The sequence below is a fragment of the Lentilactobacillus sunkii DSM 19904 genome, assembly GCF_001435575.1.
Lineage (GTDB): Bacteria > Bacillota > Bacilli > Lactobacillales > Lactobacillaceae > Lentilactobacillus > Lentilactobacillus sunkii.
This window is the reverse complement of the sequence record NZ_AZEA01000022.1, coordinates 24,206-38,484: the sequence shown is the minus strand read 5'-3', so window position 1 is coordinate 38,484 and position 14,279 is coordinate 24,206. Positions and strand designations below refer to the sequence as shown.

Annotated in this window: 16 protein-coding genes and 1 riboswitch; of the genes, 11 read left to right on the top strand and 5 right to left on the bottom strand. The window is 42.6% G+C overall.

Annotated elements, in window-relative coordinates; all coding sequences use genetic code 11:
• Positions 1-28 precede the first annotated feature (28 nt).
• Positions 29-2,278: a ribonucleoside-triphosphate reductase, adenosylcobalamin-dependent gene (nrdJ, locus tag FD17_RS10555; RefSeq protein ID WP_057826157.1), complete on the bottom strand. Its 2,250-nt coding sequence runs from the start codon at positions 2,276-2,278 to the stop codon at positions 29-31.
• Between the two features lie 329 nt (positions 2,279-2,607).
• Positions 2,608-3,240: a helix-turn-helix domain-containing protein gene (locus FD17_RS10550; protein WP_057826156.1), complete on the bottom strand. Its 633-nt coding sequence runs from the start codon at positions 3,238-3,240 to the stop codon at positions 2,608-2,610.
• 284 nt (positions 3,241-3,524) lie between these two features.
• On the opposite strand from FD17_RS10550, the gene FD17_RS10545 reads away from it, so the two are divergent.
• A complete protein-coding gene (locus FD17_RS10545; protein ID WP_057826155.1) occupies positions 3,525-4,601 on the top strand; it encodes a hypothetical protein in 1,077 nt (358 codons plus the stop codon).
• A gap of 2 nt (positions 4,602-4,603) precedes the next feature.
• Positions 4,604-5,173: a phosphoribosyltransferase family protein gene (locus FD17_RS10540; RefSeq protein WP_057826154.1), complete on the top strand. Its 570-nt coding sequence runs from the start codon at positions 4,604-4,606 to the stop codon at positions 5,171-5,173.
• 116 nt (positions 5,174-5,289) lie between these two features.
• On the opposite strand, the gene FD17_RS10535 is transcribed toward FD17_RS10540, so the two are convergent.
• From FD17_RS10535 to FD17_RS10525, 3 genes are all read right to left on the bottom strand, one after another.
• Positions 5,290-5,652: a hypothetical protein gene (locus FD17_RS10535; RefSeq protein ID WP_057826153.1), complete on the bottom strand. Its 363-nt coding sequence runs from the start codon at positions 5,650-5,652 to the stop codon at positions 5,290-5,292.
• Positions 5,649-6,026, bottom strand: coding sequence for a hypothetical protein (locus FD17_RS10530; protein WP_057826152.1), 378 nt, complete (start codon positions 6,024-6,026; stop codon positions 5,649-5,651). The genes FD17_RS10535 and FD17_RS10530 overlap by 4 nt, the downstream gene beginning before the upstream one ends.
• Before the next feature lie 104 nt (positions 6,027-6,130).
• A complete protein-coding gene (locus tag FD17_RS10525) occupies positions 6,131-6,493 on the bottom strand; it encodes a hypothetical protein (protein WP_057826151.1) in 363 nt (120 codons plus the stop codon).
• 116 nt (positions 6,494-6,609) lie between these two features.
• Positions 6,610-6,708: riboswitch (TPP riboswitch) on the top strand.
• Between the two features lie 60 nt (positions 6,709-6,768).
• Here FD17_RS10525 and tenA point away from each other — a divergent pair.
• The 9 genes from tenA (at position 6,769) to FD17_RS10480 (ending at position 14,245) form a co-directional block, all read left to right on the top strand.
• The gene (gene tenA / locus FD17_RS10520; protein WP_057826150.1) at positions 6,769-7,467 is read left to right on the top strand and encodes a thiaminase II; all 699 of its coding nucleotides are present in this window, start codon (positions 6,769-6,771) and stop codon (positions 7,465-7,467) included.
• A gap of 128 nt (positions 7,468-7,595) precedes the next feature.
• Positions 7,596-8,492 (top strand): ABC transporter ATP-binding protein, encoded by an 897-nt coding sequence (locus FD17_RS10515; protein ID WP_057826149.1) that lies wholly within the window; start codon positions 7,596-7,598, stop codon positions 8,490-8,492.
• Positions 8,485-9,708, top strand: a complete 1,224-nt coding sequence (locus FD17_RS10510) for an ABC transporter permease (RefSeq protein WP_057826148.1) — start codon at positions 8,485-8,487, stop codon at positions 9,706-9,708. Before FD17_RS10515 ends, FD17_RS10510 begins: the two co-directional genes overlap by 8 nt.
• A 132-nt stretch (positions 9,709-9,840) precedes the next feature.
• On the top strand, positions 9,841-10,707 hold the full coding sequence (locus FD17_RS10505) for a hypothetical protein (RefSeq protein ID WP_057826147.1): 867 nt from the start codon (positions 9,841-9,843) through the stop codon (positions 10,705-10,707).
• Between the two features lie 32 nt (positions 10,708-10,739).
• Positions 10,740-11,264 carry a hypothetical protein gene (locus tag FD17_RS10500; protein ID WP_057826146.1) on the top strand — a complete coding sequence of 175 codons (525 nt, stop codon included), beginning with the start codon at positions 10,740-10,742 and terminating at the stop codon, positions 11,262-11,264.
• 20 nt (positions 11,265-11,284) lie between these two features.
• Positions 11,285-12,067, top strand: a complete 783-nt coding sequence (locus FD17_RS10495; RefSeq protein ID WP_057826145.1) for a DUF6612 family protein — start codon at positions 11,285-11,287, stop codon at positions 12,065-12,067.
• 180 nt (positions 12,068-12,247) lie between these two features.
• Positions 12,248-12,490 carry a type II toxin-antitoxin system RelB/DinJ family antitoxin gene (locus tag FD17_RS10490; RefSeq protein ID WP_057826144.1) on the top strand — a complete coding sequence of 81 codons (243 nt, stop codon included), beginning with the start codon at positions 12,248-12,250 and terminating at the stop codon, positions 12,488-12,490.
• Entirely contained in the window at positions 12,483-12,767 is a 285-nt protein-coding gene (locus tag FD17_RS10485) for a type II toxin-antitoxin system YafQ family toxin (RefSeq protein WP_057826143.1), read from the top strand. Before FD17_RS10490 ends, FD17_RS10485 begins: the two co-directional genes overlap by 8 nt.
• 182 nt (positions 12,768-12,949) lie before the next feature.
• Positions 12,950-14,245: a D-serine ammonia-lyase gene (locus FD17_RS10480; protein WP_057826142.1), complete on the top strand. Its 1,296-nt coding sequence runs from the start codon at positions 12,950-12,952 to the stop codon at positions 14,243-14,245.
• Positions 14,246-14,279: the final 34 nt, after the last annotated feature.

Below are 14,279 nucleotides of genomic sequence, written 5' to 3'. Positions count from 1 at the left end.
CAACTTAGGGGGTCACTTCATATTATCTCTATTTTACAGGGCACGCACCGCCGGCACAATCCGTCTGGTCTACCAACTCGACACCCTTCTTATCATGGTTGTCGTTTTGCTTTGCGAAGACCGTTGCGACATCGCCGTGGATTTCCATGACTTTGTCTTCATAAGTCTTCTCATCGATTGGTTCCTTAGGTGCTTGTTTGAATTCATTTCCAACATAAGGAAGCAATGATGTTGACTTGGTTGTGAAGCGGTATTGTCTCATCAATGGGGCAATCTGGTCACCTTCGTTTGGTTGGAAGGTAACAGTACAACTAACCGCATTATCTGACCAGTAAGTCTGCAGGAAGGCTTGGGTTGCGAATTGTTCGGCAATCGAAACATTACCAGCTGAAGCAAAGTTTTCGCTGTCAGCGTGTGATGCACGAATTGGGAATTCAGCAACCATGGTGCTCTTAGTGTAAACATCTGGTTCAACGTGGTAGCCACAAGCTTTCAAAGCTGGCAGCAATGGATCTGAGTCTTGGAAACGAATTCGTTGAATCAAGTAACCAGCGTAGTGGAAATGCATACCTTCAGAAACACCGGCTAGTTTGGCAACAGTACCTGATGGCTTAACAGTGGTGTGCTTGATAGATGGCTTGCATCCAAGGGTCTTGGAGTAGTTTTTATCAGCAGCAACGACGTCTTTATAAAGTCCATCAACTTCTTTAACAACTCGTGGGTCGTAAATTGGCTTCTTGATTGCGTCGCCAGTTTCAGGATCAGTAGCATCTTCGTAACCAGTTACAACTCGGTTACCAAATTTAGCAAGGATCCAGTCTTGAATACCTGACATTGAAATACCGATCCGACGGTTGTTTTCAATGACGTTACGTGAAACTTCCCAGTCGTAGTTACTGAATGTAACCCGCTTTGAGAAACGAGTTCCCAAAGTAAATGCTTCATCCAAGTCCCAACCTTGTTGGCTGGCAACATAAGGGAAGACTTCAAACAAGTTACATGGTTCACCATTGGCTAATGAAATCTCACCACATGGGTTGGTTCCTTCAACATTACCATCGATGTCTTTTTGCTTGCCATCAATTTTACGGCCGTAGTTCTTTGAAAGCTCCAAGTTAACGATTCCTGGTTCACCATTGTGTTGGATTGAATCAGCAACAGGACCGTAGTTATCAAATTCTGAATCAACGGCAACACTGTTGTTTGATGCCCAACGGTGATGGTAAAGCTTGTCTTTGTCCTGCTTCATTGTAATGAAGTCTTCATCGTCAGCTGAACCTAATGCTAATTCGGCTGAACGACGAACGTTTCCGGCAACAACTGTTTTACCAATTAAGTTACCAATATCAGTTGCATCAACGGATGACAAATGACGGCCAACTCGTGAGTTGAGCAAATCATTGATATCGATCAGCATTTCGATTAATGGCATTGGACCTGAAGCAGTTCCACCAAAGCCCTTGATCTTGGCACCCTTTTCACGGATGTCACTCATATCAAGAACAAGGTCAGTCTTGCCATCGATGTTTGTGCCGTTAAAATGCATGTCGATCAAGTGAGCGTTGGCAACAACCCAACCTTCACGGGTATCTGGCAGACGATAGTAACGAACGTCTTTGATTGAATGATTCTTCAACCATTCGTCTTTGTCCATGGCACCCATATCAAGTGAATCCTTGTATGATTTGCTGTTCTTGTCGATGATGACCTTTAAGTCGATCTTGTTATCAACTAGAGGAATCTTGTGAATGTTATTTTTAGTGACAGAAAAACCAACACCGCCGCCCTTCATCAATTGGTCGAACATGAATGAATAAGGCATTGAAACAGCTGGAGTCTCTGGTTGGAGATACTCTGGCAAGATGTGGCTGTGACCATATGACTGTGGACGCACAGCGATAAACCAACAGTTGTTTAAGGCGTCACCGTTACGATCCTGGTAGCTGGTACCGGAGATCCAAAGGTTACGACCTGATGGAGTGGCTGAAAGACCATAAATTAATTTATAGAGTTTCTTGGCTTCGTTAGTCAAATCTTCAACAACTTGTGGGTCAACGTTGGCTTCGTGTAAACGAGGATCGAGGTTAATGTTTCCTTCAACAACCCGCTTAACAGTTTCGTCCCAGTTCTCGGTGCGGCCCTTTTCTGGAATCCAACGGGCATAAGTCCGTTTGTAGGTAACCCAACCTAATTCACCCCAGTGTGGTGTAACTTCGTCTTTAACTTTGTTTATAAATTCATCAGATAGTGAAACTGATGAAAGTTTCATAGCTTGCATGGCAATTCCTCCCATATGTATTATATTCTCTTTTCGAATGAGTTGATACTATATATAGTATATCCAACTGACTTAAGAAGCAATATATTGTGTATGGGACAAAAGATACTTGTAGACAGCATATTGCTGTCAAGTAGCGGTTTTTGAGTGATTCAAAATTTTTTGAAGAAATTTGAGGAGTGTTTCGTAAGTAACAATTTGTGGGTTTTTAGGCAACAGAATGGTACAACAACCCCCAAATATAGTTGTTGTACCTTAACTGTTTGAATAACAGTACGTTGATTTTTAATTGGCTTTTTTGTTAATTATTTAATGAAGGATGATTTCCTCTAGTGAAATTCATCCACGTTGTGAACATCATTAGTCATGTATGGTTTACCAAACACCGCCATTAAGAAACTCACTGTCAGTGCAATTGCCACAAGCAACGTGCCAAAGCCTTCTCCTGCACTATAGGCTGTCAGGTGTGGGTACTGGAACGAGAAAACCAAGATCAAAATCAGCAATGCTGGTATTCCTAATGCCAATGATGCAATGATATGCCACTTTGTTTGGAAAAAGCGTTTCAAATCAAAGTAACTCATCAGCACAATTAAATTTACCAAAAGAACGAGTCCCAGTACCCCAAGATGTAGGTTGACCGGAGACATGCGATTAATAATCGTAATTAATAGTAGAAACGCGTTCAAATAATAACTGATCTTTCCTAATAACATGTCGTGCCTGCTTGCTGTGCTTTGTTCCTCGTAATGTTTAATCATAGTTGAATCCTCCCGTAGTAATTTGTCTAGTGAAATCCGATAAATATCGCTGAGGTCAACCAAAGTTGCAATGTCAGGATAACTGCGTCCAGTTTCCCAACTTGAAATTGTCTTTCTCGATAGATGCAGTTTTTGTGCAACATCTTCTTGAGTAAGGTTGTTGCTTTCCCTGGCTGATTTAATTTGTTTGCCAAAGTTCATTTATCATCACCACCATCTTCAATATATGTTGAGAGGTTTACCACGACAAGCTAAGTATTGTAGCTATCGGAAACGTGAGTGCAAAGTTTGCGATTAAGCACTACTTTTGATTCTATCATAATCAATTGATGAAATTTCCGTGTGATTGTTCGTCAATCTATCATTTTATTCGTTATTAGCCAAAATATAGTGGATATTTTCTCTTTATAAGGGTATTATTGTTGATATAAACGAACGATACATATTATAAGTTGATTAATTTACGTATTTTGGAGGATAGACACATGCATTGGTTATCAGACCTGATTGCGGCCATCGGGGTGGTCCTGAACGGAATTCCCCAAGGGATCATGGCAATGACACTTGGCTTTGCCGTATTCCCCACGACCTTTTCATTTGTTTTGGCGTCTGCCGTTAATGGGGCGTTTGGTTCGGTTGCACCGATCTCATTTCAAGCCGAGTCTTTAGCTCTGACCGGGAACTTGGGCGACAACACTCGAGAAAGAACTTCTATTATATTCGGCGGTTCGATCATCATGGTGATTATCGGATTGACCGGAACGCTGACGAAGATTGTCGATGTGCTTGGTAACAATATTATGGCCGGGATGATGGCCGGCGTTGGGATCATGTTGGCCAAGATTGCCATCAATATGAGCCGAAAAGAACAGGTGGCTGGTTGGTCATCAATTGGATTGGCGATAATTACCTACCTATTAACTAAAGACCTGGTTTGGACAATCACAATTTCAGTTATTGGATCCAGTCTGGTGGCTGTATATGGAACCCACTACCAGGCAGAATTACCTCAGCACGTTGTGGAACGCAGATTTAGATTCTTGAAGCCGATCCTCAATGTCCACGTGGTTCGGGGAGCACTCAGCTTGGCCTGTCTGAACATTGGAGCCAACATTTCATATGGATTGATAACTGGTCAGATGACCGGCATCAAGCCCAACCCGGTTGATTTAAACCTGTTAACCAGTACCCAGGCGTTTGCGGACATGGGAACCAGCCTGTTGGGCGGGGCACCTGTTGAAACGATTATTTCTGCTACTGCCAGCGCGCCAGAACCAGTGATTGCCGGGATTATGATGATGCTGATCATGGCGGTCATTTTATTTGCCGGTTGGCTGCCAAAGATCGGAAAATATGTTCCAAGTGCTTCGATTGCCGGCTTTCTGCTGATTCTGGGAGCGGTTGTGATTTTCCCTGAAAACGCGGCGGCTGCGATGCAGGGATCCAATAGTGTTATTGCCGCATTGACGTTGGTTGTTACCGCAGTTGTTGATCCATTCACTGGATTGATGACCGGTGCTGTCTTGAAATTCTTACTGCCATTAATTGGCTTGGGGGTATAAAAATGGAAACGAATTACGAATTAACAATTGGTCATTTAAAACGAACTTTACCGATCATCCCAATTAGTGATACCACAGCAATTGCCTCATTTGTATTGTTGGGCGATGCCGAACTTGCCCATTATGCAGCTCAGGAGCTTGCTAAGCGGATTGATGTGCCATTCGACTATTTGGTCACGATCGAGAGTAAGGGTATTCCACTGGCTCAGGAAATGAGCAGAATCACCGATCATGAGAAGTACTTTGTTCTTCGCAAGAGCGTGAAGGCATATATGGAAAATCCAATTGCAATTGGCGTCCGTTCAATCACTACCGCTCACGGGCAGAAATTGGTATTAGATGGAAATGATGCCAAACAGCTCAAAGATAAGCGGGTTGTGATCGTTGACGACGTGATCAGTACCGGTGGTTCGATTGCCTCGGCGGAACAGTTGTTGTCAAAAGTTGGCGCCAATGTTGTCGGAAAGTGTGCAATCCTCGCAGAGGGGGATGCCGCGCAACGGATCGACTGTGTGTACCTGGAACATTTACCGTTGTTTGATGTTAAGGGCGCAAAGATTTCGGCTAACTAGAGTCTTGGAAAGACTTGCCAAGTATACAACTTAAAATAATTAATGATCGAAAGCCAAGAAGCCGCAAATCCCATTTGAGATTTGCGGCTTCTTTTGTTTGTTCTGGTAAGTATTGTTCACTCAATTCCCTTATACCTGGCAAATCCATCTATCAGAAAGTTTGACAGTGCTATCCACAGAAATATGGGTTCAAGGTTATTTTGAAGGCCGAGTTTAAAGAAGATGTATATAAAGACAAGACTGGTTGAGATCAAAATCACAATTGGGACAATCCCCCGCCGATAATTGTGGTAATCAAGGTTGGGATGACGATCATAAAAATTTTCTTGCGTGAAAAGATACCAAGAAATTAAGGCAACAAAGACAAGGCCGTACACCCAAAAAAGATCAAAATGAGCGATTCTTATAAATGGATAAATGATAGCCAACAGGATCACAGGCAGATTTGTAAACAGAGCATATTTGTAGTTGAATGTCATTTGGCTTGCCCCCTATATGTCTTAAATCCGTTGATTATTGCGTAATAGAAGCCAAAGACTAATATGTAGCCAACTGGACTTTTGGGATACACGTTGAAAATGACTAATCCCATCAGTACGATGGTCGCAATTGCAAAGACAACATTTGCTACGGTATTAAACTCAAAGTGCTGCGGGTCCAACTCTGGATGCTGTTTGAAGAATGGTTTCGAATATTTATAATGAATGAAAATATAAAATGCCGAAAAGATCCCGAAAGCGGCCAGCAAAGCAATGACCTTATTGGCTATAAATATATGGGTAACAAGATAAAGGGCAATTAGAGGAAGGTAAGGTGCAAAACAGATTAGTGCGATTTTGACATTGAATTTCATGAAACAAGGCTCCTTCTGATTAGATTTCCCCCACCCTCAGAAAATTGTTGCTTTCAACTTATCATCAACAGCTGATGATTTCAATGTAACCAATAATGTTCAAATCACTTTGCTTCTTTATATGGTGAAAAGCCATCTCGATCGAAGTTAATCAGCATAATCAGGACAATCCAAGCTAATGGGTTATTCTGGATCTTGAGCGCAAACGCGATCAATACATAAGCCACGACAATGATGATGCCAATTAAAAATGAGGCACGATTGCGATGACCTTCGTGAGAATCCTTGTCAGGAGAATACTTGTAGACTTTCCAGTTAATATACATATACCACGGGACCCAAACCACAACGGTAACCAGGATCAGCCAAAGTGGATCGATACCGAATTGTAATAATAAAAAGTAAGCAATGAACACAACGATGATCGGTGCGTTGTTTAATGTTGCGTATTTCCAGTTGAATTTCATTTTCTTGATTGCCCCCAAAATGTATATCAAATTTATAATTAATTGATTATAGAATATCATAATAATAAAAAATCACAAACTTTCTTCAAAAATATGGTAAACTTTGATTATTCAAATAAGATCACTAGGGGTGCCTTGTGCTGAGATGGCAATTTGCCAATCCCTTTGAACCTGATTTGGTTAATACCAACGTAGGGAAGTGGAAAAATGATAACAACATGTACCAAGTCCGGTCACGTTCTGTTTGAAAATTTTGCTTTAAGGAGCACTGACTCATGAAATTTTCCGAAGAACTGGTCCAGGCTGGACAACCCATTTTACAAGAAATCTACAAGCATCCATTCGTCGAGGGAATCGGCAATGGGGATTTGCCTAAAGAAGCGCTGACTTTTTATGTCGGCCAAGACTATAACTACTTGAACGCATTCATCAAAGTCTATGCGGATGCGATTCAAAAATCGCAAACCAGAGCCGATATGGCAATTTTTGCGAAACAAATCGATTTTATTTTAAATAGCGAAATTCATCCTCACCACAATTTCTGCAACGTGGCCGGCGTAAAATATGAAACTCTCCAGCACGAACCACAAGCACCCGGTACCTATCTTTACAACGAGCATATGTATCGGTCCGCTCGTACCGGTGACCTGATTGATATTGTTGCCGCAATGACACCATGCCCATGGATCTATTTGGAAATTGCAAACCGGTTGGTGAAGCAAGGTAAGAACACTGATGACAATGTCTTCAAACCGTGGATTGAATTCTATGCCAATATGGGTGACGACAGTGACAGTATTCTACCTCAAATGTTTGACCTGATTGACCGGGAAGCTGAGCATTATGATCAGCATCACTTGGATGTGGTTAAAGAAGAATTTTTGAAGAGCTGTGAACTGGAATGGGAATTCTGGGATCAGGCCTATCATCAGAGAAGCTGGCATTTTGTCAAACCAATGAAGCAGTATCGCTAACCAAAACACAATTCGGATCGCAAGTTTGCGGTCCTTTTTTGATGTAAAAATCCTTTTGCATTAAGCGATTTCTGCAAAAGACCAGCTCACATTATGGTATGATAAGCCAAAAGAAGGAGGCTAACTTCATGCTCACAATCAACCATCTTCATAAACAATTTGGCAGTGTGACTGCCCTTAGCGACGTCAGCTTTGACGTTCCGGATAATCAAATTACCGGCTTGATCGGACAAAATGGTTCCGGTAAATCGACGACTTTTCACAGTATTTTGAATTTTCTCAGATACGGAGGAGAAATTCGCTGGAATGGTCAGCCCATCAAAGAAGCTGATTTTGATTCAATCGGCTACCTACCTGAAGAACGAAGCTTGATGCCCAAATTGACGATTGAACAGCAAATCGTTTATTTGGCGCGACTTAAAAGCAAACCCGCCAAAGAAATCCGGCCACAAATTGATGGTTGGTTGAAGAAGTTTGCGGTTAAGGGTAAGAAAACCGATAAAATCAAGGATTTATCAAAAGGAAACCAACAGAAAGTTCAGTTAATTGTCACCTTGATTCATCATCCCAAGCTGATTATTCTGGATGAACCGTTCAGTGGGCTGGATCCAGTCAACGCTGACTTATTAAAGCAGGCGATTCTTGAGGCCCGCGACCAGGGCGCTGCTATTATTTTCTCCAGTCATGATATGGCCAATGTCGAAGCGGTTTGCGATCGATTGGTGATGTTGCGGACTGGAGACGTGGTTCTAAATGGGACCATCCGTGAAGTCCGTGATCAGTTCGGCAAGTCGGAAATTTATGTGACGACCGATTGGACAGCCGAACAGCTTGAACAGCTGCCGCACGTTATTAAAGTTCAGAACATCCGTGGCAAGCGCTTTTTGTTAAGGCTGGATGATCCGGAAAAAGGTCCTGAGGTCTTTGATCAACTGACTGATGGCAAATACATTGAAGAATTCAGTCAGCAGCCGCCAACGCTTGATGAAATTTTCAGAATGAAAGCGGGGATTAGTCATGAATAAAACATTAATTGTCGCAATCGAAACCTATCTCAGACAGGTTAAATCCTGGAGCTTCATCATGTTGGTGCTGTCACCGTTTATTCTGTTGGCCATTTCTCTTGGAATCGGCTACACTAGTGCCACTTCCAGCTCTGATCAGCAGCGAATTGCGGTTATTTCCGAACAGCCGGCATTACGAAAAGAATTCATCAAGGCCAACAAGGACGATGTGAAGGCAAGCGTGACCACTAACGCTGCTGCTCAAAAGAGTGTCGATAACAACAAACTGACTGGATACCTGGTACTGTCAGCGGATAAAAACAAAGTGACCGGTGTTTACCACTCCAGTGATTCAATCGGTACCGGCATGAAAACCAGAGTGAATGTCTTTCTGGCGCAGACTCAACAGCAGTTGAATTTAGCCAACGCCAAGCTGAGTTCCAAACAAATGAAGTCATTGGCAGTTCAGCCGGCCTTTAAAGAGAAAATCAAGGCTAATCATGGTGGCGCCAATTTAGCTAAAATTATTTCATTTTGGGTTCTTGTCTTCATGATTTACATGATCTTGATTACTTATTCGTCAGTGACCGCCCAAGAAATTGCTTCAGAAAAAGGCACTAAAGTTATGGAGATTATCTTCTCGAGTACCAAGGCCTCCAAGTACTTTGTTGGCAAGATTCTTGGTGTCTTTGGCGTTATTCTTACTCAAATTGTGGTGTATATTGTCGGAGGTTACGGCTTCTTCCAGATTGCCATGCACCTCGACAATATTAAGAGCTTGATTGCAGACAACCAATCGTTGGTCGATGGGATCATTAAAAACATGCTCGGGATCAACTTGTTATTTGTGTTCCTGGGAGTGATTATCTACACGATTATCTCAGCGTTCAGCGGTGCTTTGGTGGCCAAGGCCGAAGATGCACCCAAAGCGGCTCAACCAGCAATTTATCTGAGTATGATCGCATTCTTCCTCACGATGCCGTTCCAAAGCAACTCGGACGCGTTAATCGCCAAAGTGTTGTCATACGTTCCGTTCTTCTCGTCTTACTTCATGCCAATGCGAATTATCAACGATAATGCAAGTGGCATGGAAATCGGAATTTCCCTGGTTATTCTGATTGCAAGTATTCTCCTGTTAACCTGGTATATTGGCCAGATATATGAAGGATTGATTTTACAGACGGATGATACCAGCTTCTGGAAACGACTTAGAAGAGGCTTGGCGTACCAAAAGTAGTCAATCCTCATTAATAATCCAAAAGAAACCGGTCAAGATAATTGATCGGTTTTTCGTATATGTACACAGGGGGCTTATTTTAAGCTGTTTTTCTGATATAATTAGTTGGCTAGTACATAGGAGGAAAACATCATGAAAAAGTTATTTTTGCTTGCGCTGGTGACGGTTGGTCTCGTCACTGCCACAAGCTTCCCAGTTTCAGGAAGCACCACGGCTTCAACGAGCCAATCAACCGCCACAACCGCCGACTCGAGTTATGTTTGGACCAAAGTTTTAAGCCGCAGCACCGCGGTTGCCTACCACGCCAAATACAAGAGTGCCGTTTACCTGTGGAACGCAACCCACACCAAACGTCTGCATAATTTGAAGAACTACCCAAATACAACCTGGTACGTTAAAAATAGTGTTGTTATGCAGCACGCCGGCAAAAGCCATGTCTACTATGAAGTCTACAATTATGGCAATAATTCCGACGGCTTTATTTGGCGCGGGTATTTGACCAAAGGGGTTAATCCCTCACAACGGGCTTTAGCCTCAAAAAGTGTGATCAATTTATCATCCGAACGCTCACTTCAATTCTTTCAAGATAATTTGACGACTTTGGCAGGCTTGCCACAGAGCCAATTCCAGAAACTGGTCAGTGATCAGGTGGCTAAGAAACTCACCAAGAGTGTTGCCGACGACAAGTTGGATGCCATGGCCAAAATTCTTGCCACTCAAGACATCAGTACCAGGGATGCAGCCACAAAAGCCGGGGTTACCAATCCTAAAACCACCAGTTTTACTGTTAAGCAGGTGGATCCTAAGTCCATGACCGGATATTATTCCTACTGGTCCAAGTATCGGACAACTAATGCATTGCGGTACTATGCGGCAATCGTTGCCAGCCACGCTTCCAGCGTAACCACCAATTCAGTTCACGGGCATTACGGCCTTTATATTGTTCCGGATACAACCGCCAAGACGTGGAAACCGGAAATTACCATTGTGGCTGATTAACATATTCGAATCAACATATAGGAGGTGGTCATTTGTTAGAAAACTTAAAATTGCGCCGATCGACGTATATTTTCTTAATTGCCTGGGGTATTATTGCTTTTTTGGCAGCATCAGTGATTTTTAAATTTCACCCACTGAATGTCAGCTTTTCGATCAGTGACCGCCGCCTTCTACAAGGGCTATGGCGAGGCTTGCTATTGCTTTTTGTGTACATAGCTTTTACAATCATTCCAACAAGAGCTGCAATCACGATACCAAGTTTCTTTTATTTTGGTTTGCTTGGATCGTATCTTTGGCAGTTCATGATGGTCGTTTTAAGTGGCAATTGGCGTGGGATTGTGATCGACTTGATATTTGTCGTTTCCTACATCATCTTGATATATTGCGCGACAATGTCGTCATTTCAGATTATCAATGTTGTTCATAAAAATCGATCGGTTTACTATTTTTCCAAATGGTTTAAATCCGTCCGAAGAGTGATTAAAGCGCACTGGCTTTCATTGACTGTGGTGACCGGCGCATACGTTATATTGTGGTCAGTGTTCAGCCTGGTCTAATGTTAAAAAAGGGGATTACGATGAAAAAAGTAATAATTGCAGTGGTTGGCATCATGGGGATGATGTTGGCGGGATGTTCTTCAAACAAATCAACAGCCAAGCCATCCAGCACCATCAGTGTGGTTAACCATGCTCAAAAAGCGGCTCATCAAGTCAAGAGCGGTAATATCGTCCTGGTGACCAAGAATACTCAAAACAAGAAGACCTCAACCGGTAAAATGACGGCTAAATTCCATTTGAACCCAATGATCGTCCAGGCCAAGCTCAACAATGCGGCTGGATTGGTGAAAAATTACGATTACTTCATTGATGGCCGGACAGTATACATTCATGCGGATAACAACTGGTCAAAACAATTGCTGCCCAAGAAGAGCCCATTGATTAAGAGTGTTCGTCGCCAAGTAACCGGAAGCGCGGCTGTTAAGGCGATGGATTATCTCAAGAAACATTTGAAACTCCAGAAAAACAAAACAACCGACGTCTTGTCCTACAATGGTCAGGGCAAGCTGGGCTCTATGGTGGCCAAAAAAATTATCTTAGCTGAGGCCAACCACAGTGAAAGCACTAAAAATGTATTGAAAAAAGTGAAAATTACCAAGTTCTCATATAAGTACACGTTAGATAAGAAGACTTATCTACCAGTTCAAACTTATATCTACATGCAGTATCAAGATAAGTCCTCGAAAAAAACGGTTACCGAAGCGGTCACTGGCAACTATACAAATGTTAATAAAGTAAAGAAGTTCAAAGTGCCGGCCTACATTAAGAAAAATGCACCAAGTACTAATCAAGTAAACGAATAATTTGTCTTAGGCGTGTGCATACTGGCGACTTGGAAAAGCTGATAAAACAGCCCCTGATATCTAGTAAGTAGATATCAGGGGCCGCTTCAACCTGCTTAAGCTTTGATCCTCGACAGGCAGAGTTTATTTGTTGCACGTTATGGTACCATGTGGTACCATAACGTGTGAGGAGGGATACACATGACAACACAAGTTCACTTCCGCATGGACGAACAAGAAAAAGCAGCTTTAGAAAAGGTACTCAAAAATGTTGGATTAACTCCAGCTGAAGCATTCCGAATCTTTGCAAAAAAGTCAATCGAAGTGGGTGGGATTCCTTTTGAAGTTTCTCAGCCAAATCAGCGTTTGAAGAAAGCCATCAATAGTCAGGATTACGTTAAATTTGATGATGCCGAAGACGGGCTGAAGTGGTTAAATGAATAATCAGCCTGTTTATTACCCAGCCTTTGAAAAACAATTTAAGAAACATTATAAAAAAATCATTAAGGGCGGTCGGTATCATACTGAAGACTTTGAAACAGTTTATCGTAAATTGCTGTGGGACATACCGCTAGATGAAAAATATAATGATCATCCTTTAATTGACCGGCATCCAGAACGAGATTTGCACATTAAGCCTGATTGGGTTTTAATTTACAAATATGATGGAGAATTTGTAAAGTTTATTGATACTGGGTCACACGCTGATCTTTTTGAATAGTCATCCAAAACGCTCTTAAGCCAACTGCATAATGACCCAAGAGTGTTTTACATACACCAAACGTTGCAAATAACATCGCCGTGCTACCATGTTTAAGCCTTGGTAAAGGTTGATGCAGTCGCATTCTATCTAAATTGATCGGGACTATAATGTTCATAAATTCGTTATGGGGTGATCGAAATATGGATAATGTACAATCTTTGGAAACTAAATATCCACAAGTAAGGGATTTAATGAATGAAAAGCCGATTTTTTGGAAGAATCCAGACTATGGTCAGGCCGCTGAATTGCCATTCTCAAAGGCTGATATCCTGGATGCAGTTGAACGGTGGAAACGGTTCGCACCATATATTGAGCAGGCCTTTCCCGAAACTGCTTCAATGCATGGGATCATTGAGTCCCCGTTGATTAGGTTGGATAAGATGAAACGGGCTTGGGATGACGAACATCAGACACCCCTTGCCGGAAACCTTTACTTAAAAGCTGACAGCGAACTGCCAATCTCCGGTTCGATTAAGTCTCGTGGTGGGATTTATGAAGTATTAAAATTCGCCGAACATGTGGCGATGACCAAGGGCAATCTTAAACAGACTGATAATTATGCGATTTTGGGAACCCCTGAATATAAGCATCTATTCGCTCAATATGGTGTGATGGTTGCTTCAACGGGAAATCTGGCGTTAAGCGTGGGAATTGCTGCATCAACATTTGGTTTCAAGACCACTGTTTATATGTCACGGGATGCCAAGGAATGGAAGAAAGCCAAGCTCCGAGCCAATGGCGTTAATGTGATTGAACTGGACACCGACTTTTCATCCGTTATTCCGCAAGCCCGCCAGGCAGCAGCCGAAGATCCCAAAATTCATTTTATAGATGACGAGGGTTCCGCTGATCTGTTTATTGGATATGCGGTTGCCGGTGTTCGTCTTCAGCAGCAGTTCCAGATACAGGGAATTAAAGTGGATCGTGATCACCCGGTGATTGTGTATCTTCCGGCCGGTGTCGGTGGCAGTCCAAGCGGGGTTACCTTTGGACTGAAAATGATGATGGGACCATATATTCATGCCATTTTCTGCGAGCCGACCCATGTGCCCTCTGTAACCTTGGGGATGATGACCAAGCTCAATAATCAGATTTCTGTGTTCGATATTGGTTTGGATGGCAAGACTGCTGCCGATGGGTTAGCGGTTGGCCGGCCATCCCGAATTGCTGGTAAAATCATGAGAACATTGTTGTTTGGCAGTGTGACCTTTGATGATCCAACTATCTATAAATACGTTGCTCAGTTGATGGATACCGAGCATATCACCGTGGAACCTTCCGCGGCTGCTGGATTTACCGCAATTGAACGGGCAATTACTGAAGTGCCTGCATTCAACAGCGAAAACGCCACCCACATTGTCTGGGCAACGGGTGGTAGTATGATGCCTGAAAGTGAACGAAAAGTGGATCACGATAAGGGTGAAGCATTACTTTAATATGAAGATAAAAGTGGAGACTGTGAGCAAAACA

What these genes read in the sequence shown, in the direction of transcription:
- nrdJ (WP_057826157.1), bottom strand. Translation starts at nt 2,278, where the DNA reads ATGCAAGCTATGAAACTTTCATCAGTTTCACTATCTGATGAATTTATA.
- FD17_RS10550 (WP_057826156.1), bottom strand. Translation starts at nt 3,240, where the DNA reads ATGAACTTTGGCAAACAAATTAAATCAGCCAGGGAAAGCAACAACCTT.
- FD17_RS10545 (WP_057826155.1), top strand. Translation starts at nt 3,525, where the DNA reads ATGCATTGGTTATCAGACCTGATTGCGGCCATCGGGGTGGTCCTGAAC.
- FD17_RS10540 (WP_057826154.1), top strand. Translation starts at nt 4,604, where the DNA reads ATGGAAACGAATTACGAATTAACAATTGGTCATTTAAAACGAACTTTA.
- FD17_RS10535 (WP_057826153.1), bottom strand. Translation starts at nt 5,652, where the DNA reads ATGACATTCAACTACAAATATGCTCTGTTTACAAATCTGCCTGTGATC.
- FD17_RS10530 (WP_057826152.1), bottom strand. Translation starts at nt 6,026, where the DNA reads ATGAAATTCAATGTCAAAATCGCACTAATCTGTTTTGCACCTTACCTT.
- FD17_RS10525 (WP_057826151.1), bottom strand. Translation starts at nt 6,493, where the DNA reads ATGAAATTCAACTGGAAATACGCAACATTAAACAACGCACCGATCATC.
- tenA (WP_057826150.1), top strand. Translation starts at nt 6,769, where the DNA reads ATGAAATTTTCCGAAGAACTGGTCCAGGCTGGACAACCCATTTTACAA.
- FD17_RS10515 (WP_057826149.1), top strand. Translation starts at nt 7,596, where the DNA reads ATGCTCACAATCAACCATCTTCATAAACAATTTGGCAGTGTGACTGCC.
- FD17_RS10510 (WP_057826148.1), top strand. Translation starts at nt 8,485, where the DNA reads ATGAATAAAACATTAATTGTCGCAATCGAAACCTATCTCAGACAGGTT.
- FD17_RS10505 (WP_057826147.1), top strand. Translation starts at nt 9,841, where the DNA reads ATGAAAAAGTTATTTTTGCTTGCGCTGGTGACGGTTGGTCTCGTCACT.
- FD17_RS10495 (WP_057826145.1), top strand. Translation starts at nt 11,285, where the DNA reads ATGAAAAAAGTAATAATTGCAGTGGTTGGCATCATGGGGATGATGTTG.
- FD17_RS10490 (WP_057826144.1), top strand. Translation starts at nt 12,248, where the DNA reads ATGACAACACAAGTTCACTTCCGCATGGACGAACAAGAAAAAGCAGCT.
- FD17_RS10485 (WP_057826143.1), top strand. Translation starts at nt 12,483, where the DNA reads ATGAATAATCAGCCTGTTTATTACCCAGCCTTTGAAAAACAATTTAAG.
- FD17_RS10480 (WP_057826142.1), top strand. Translation starts at nt 12,950, where the DNA reads ATGGATAATGTACAATCTTTGGAAACTAAATATCCACAAGTAAGGGAT.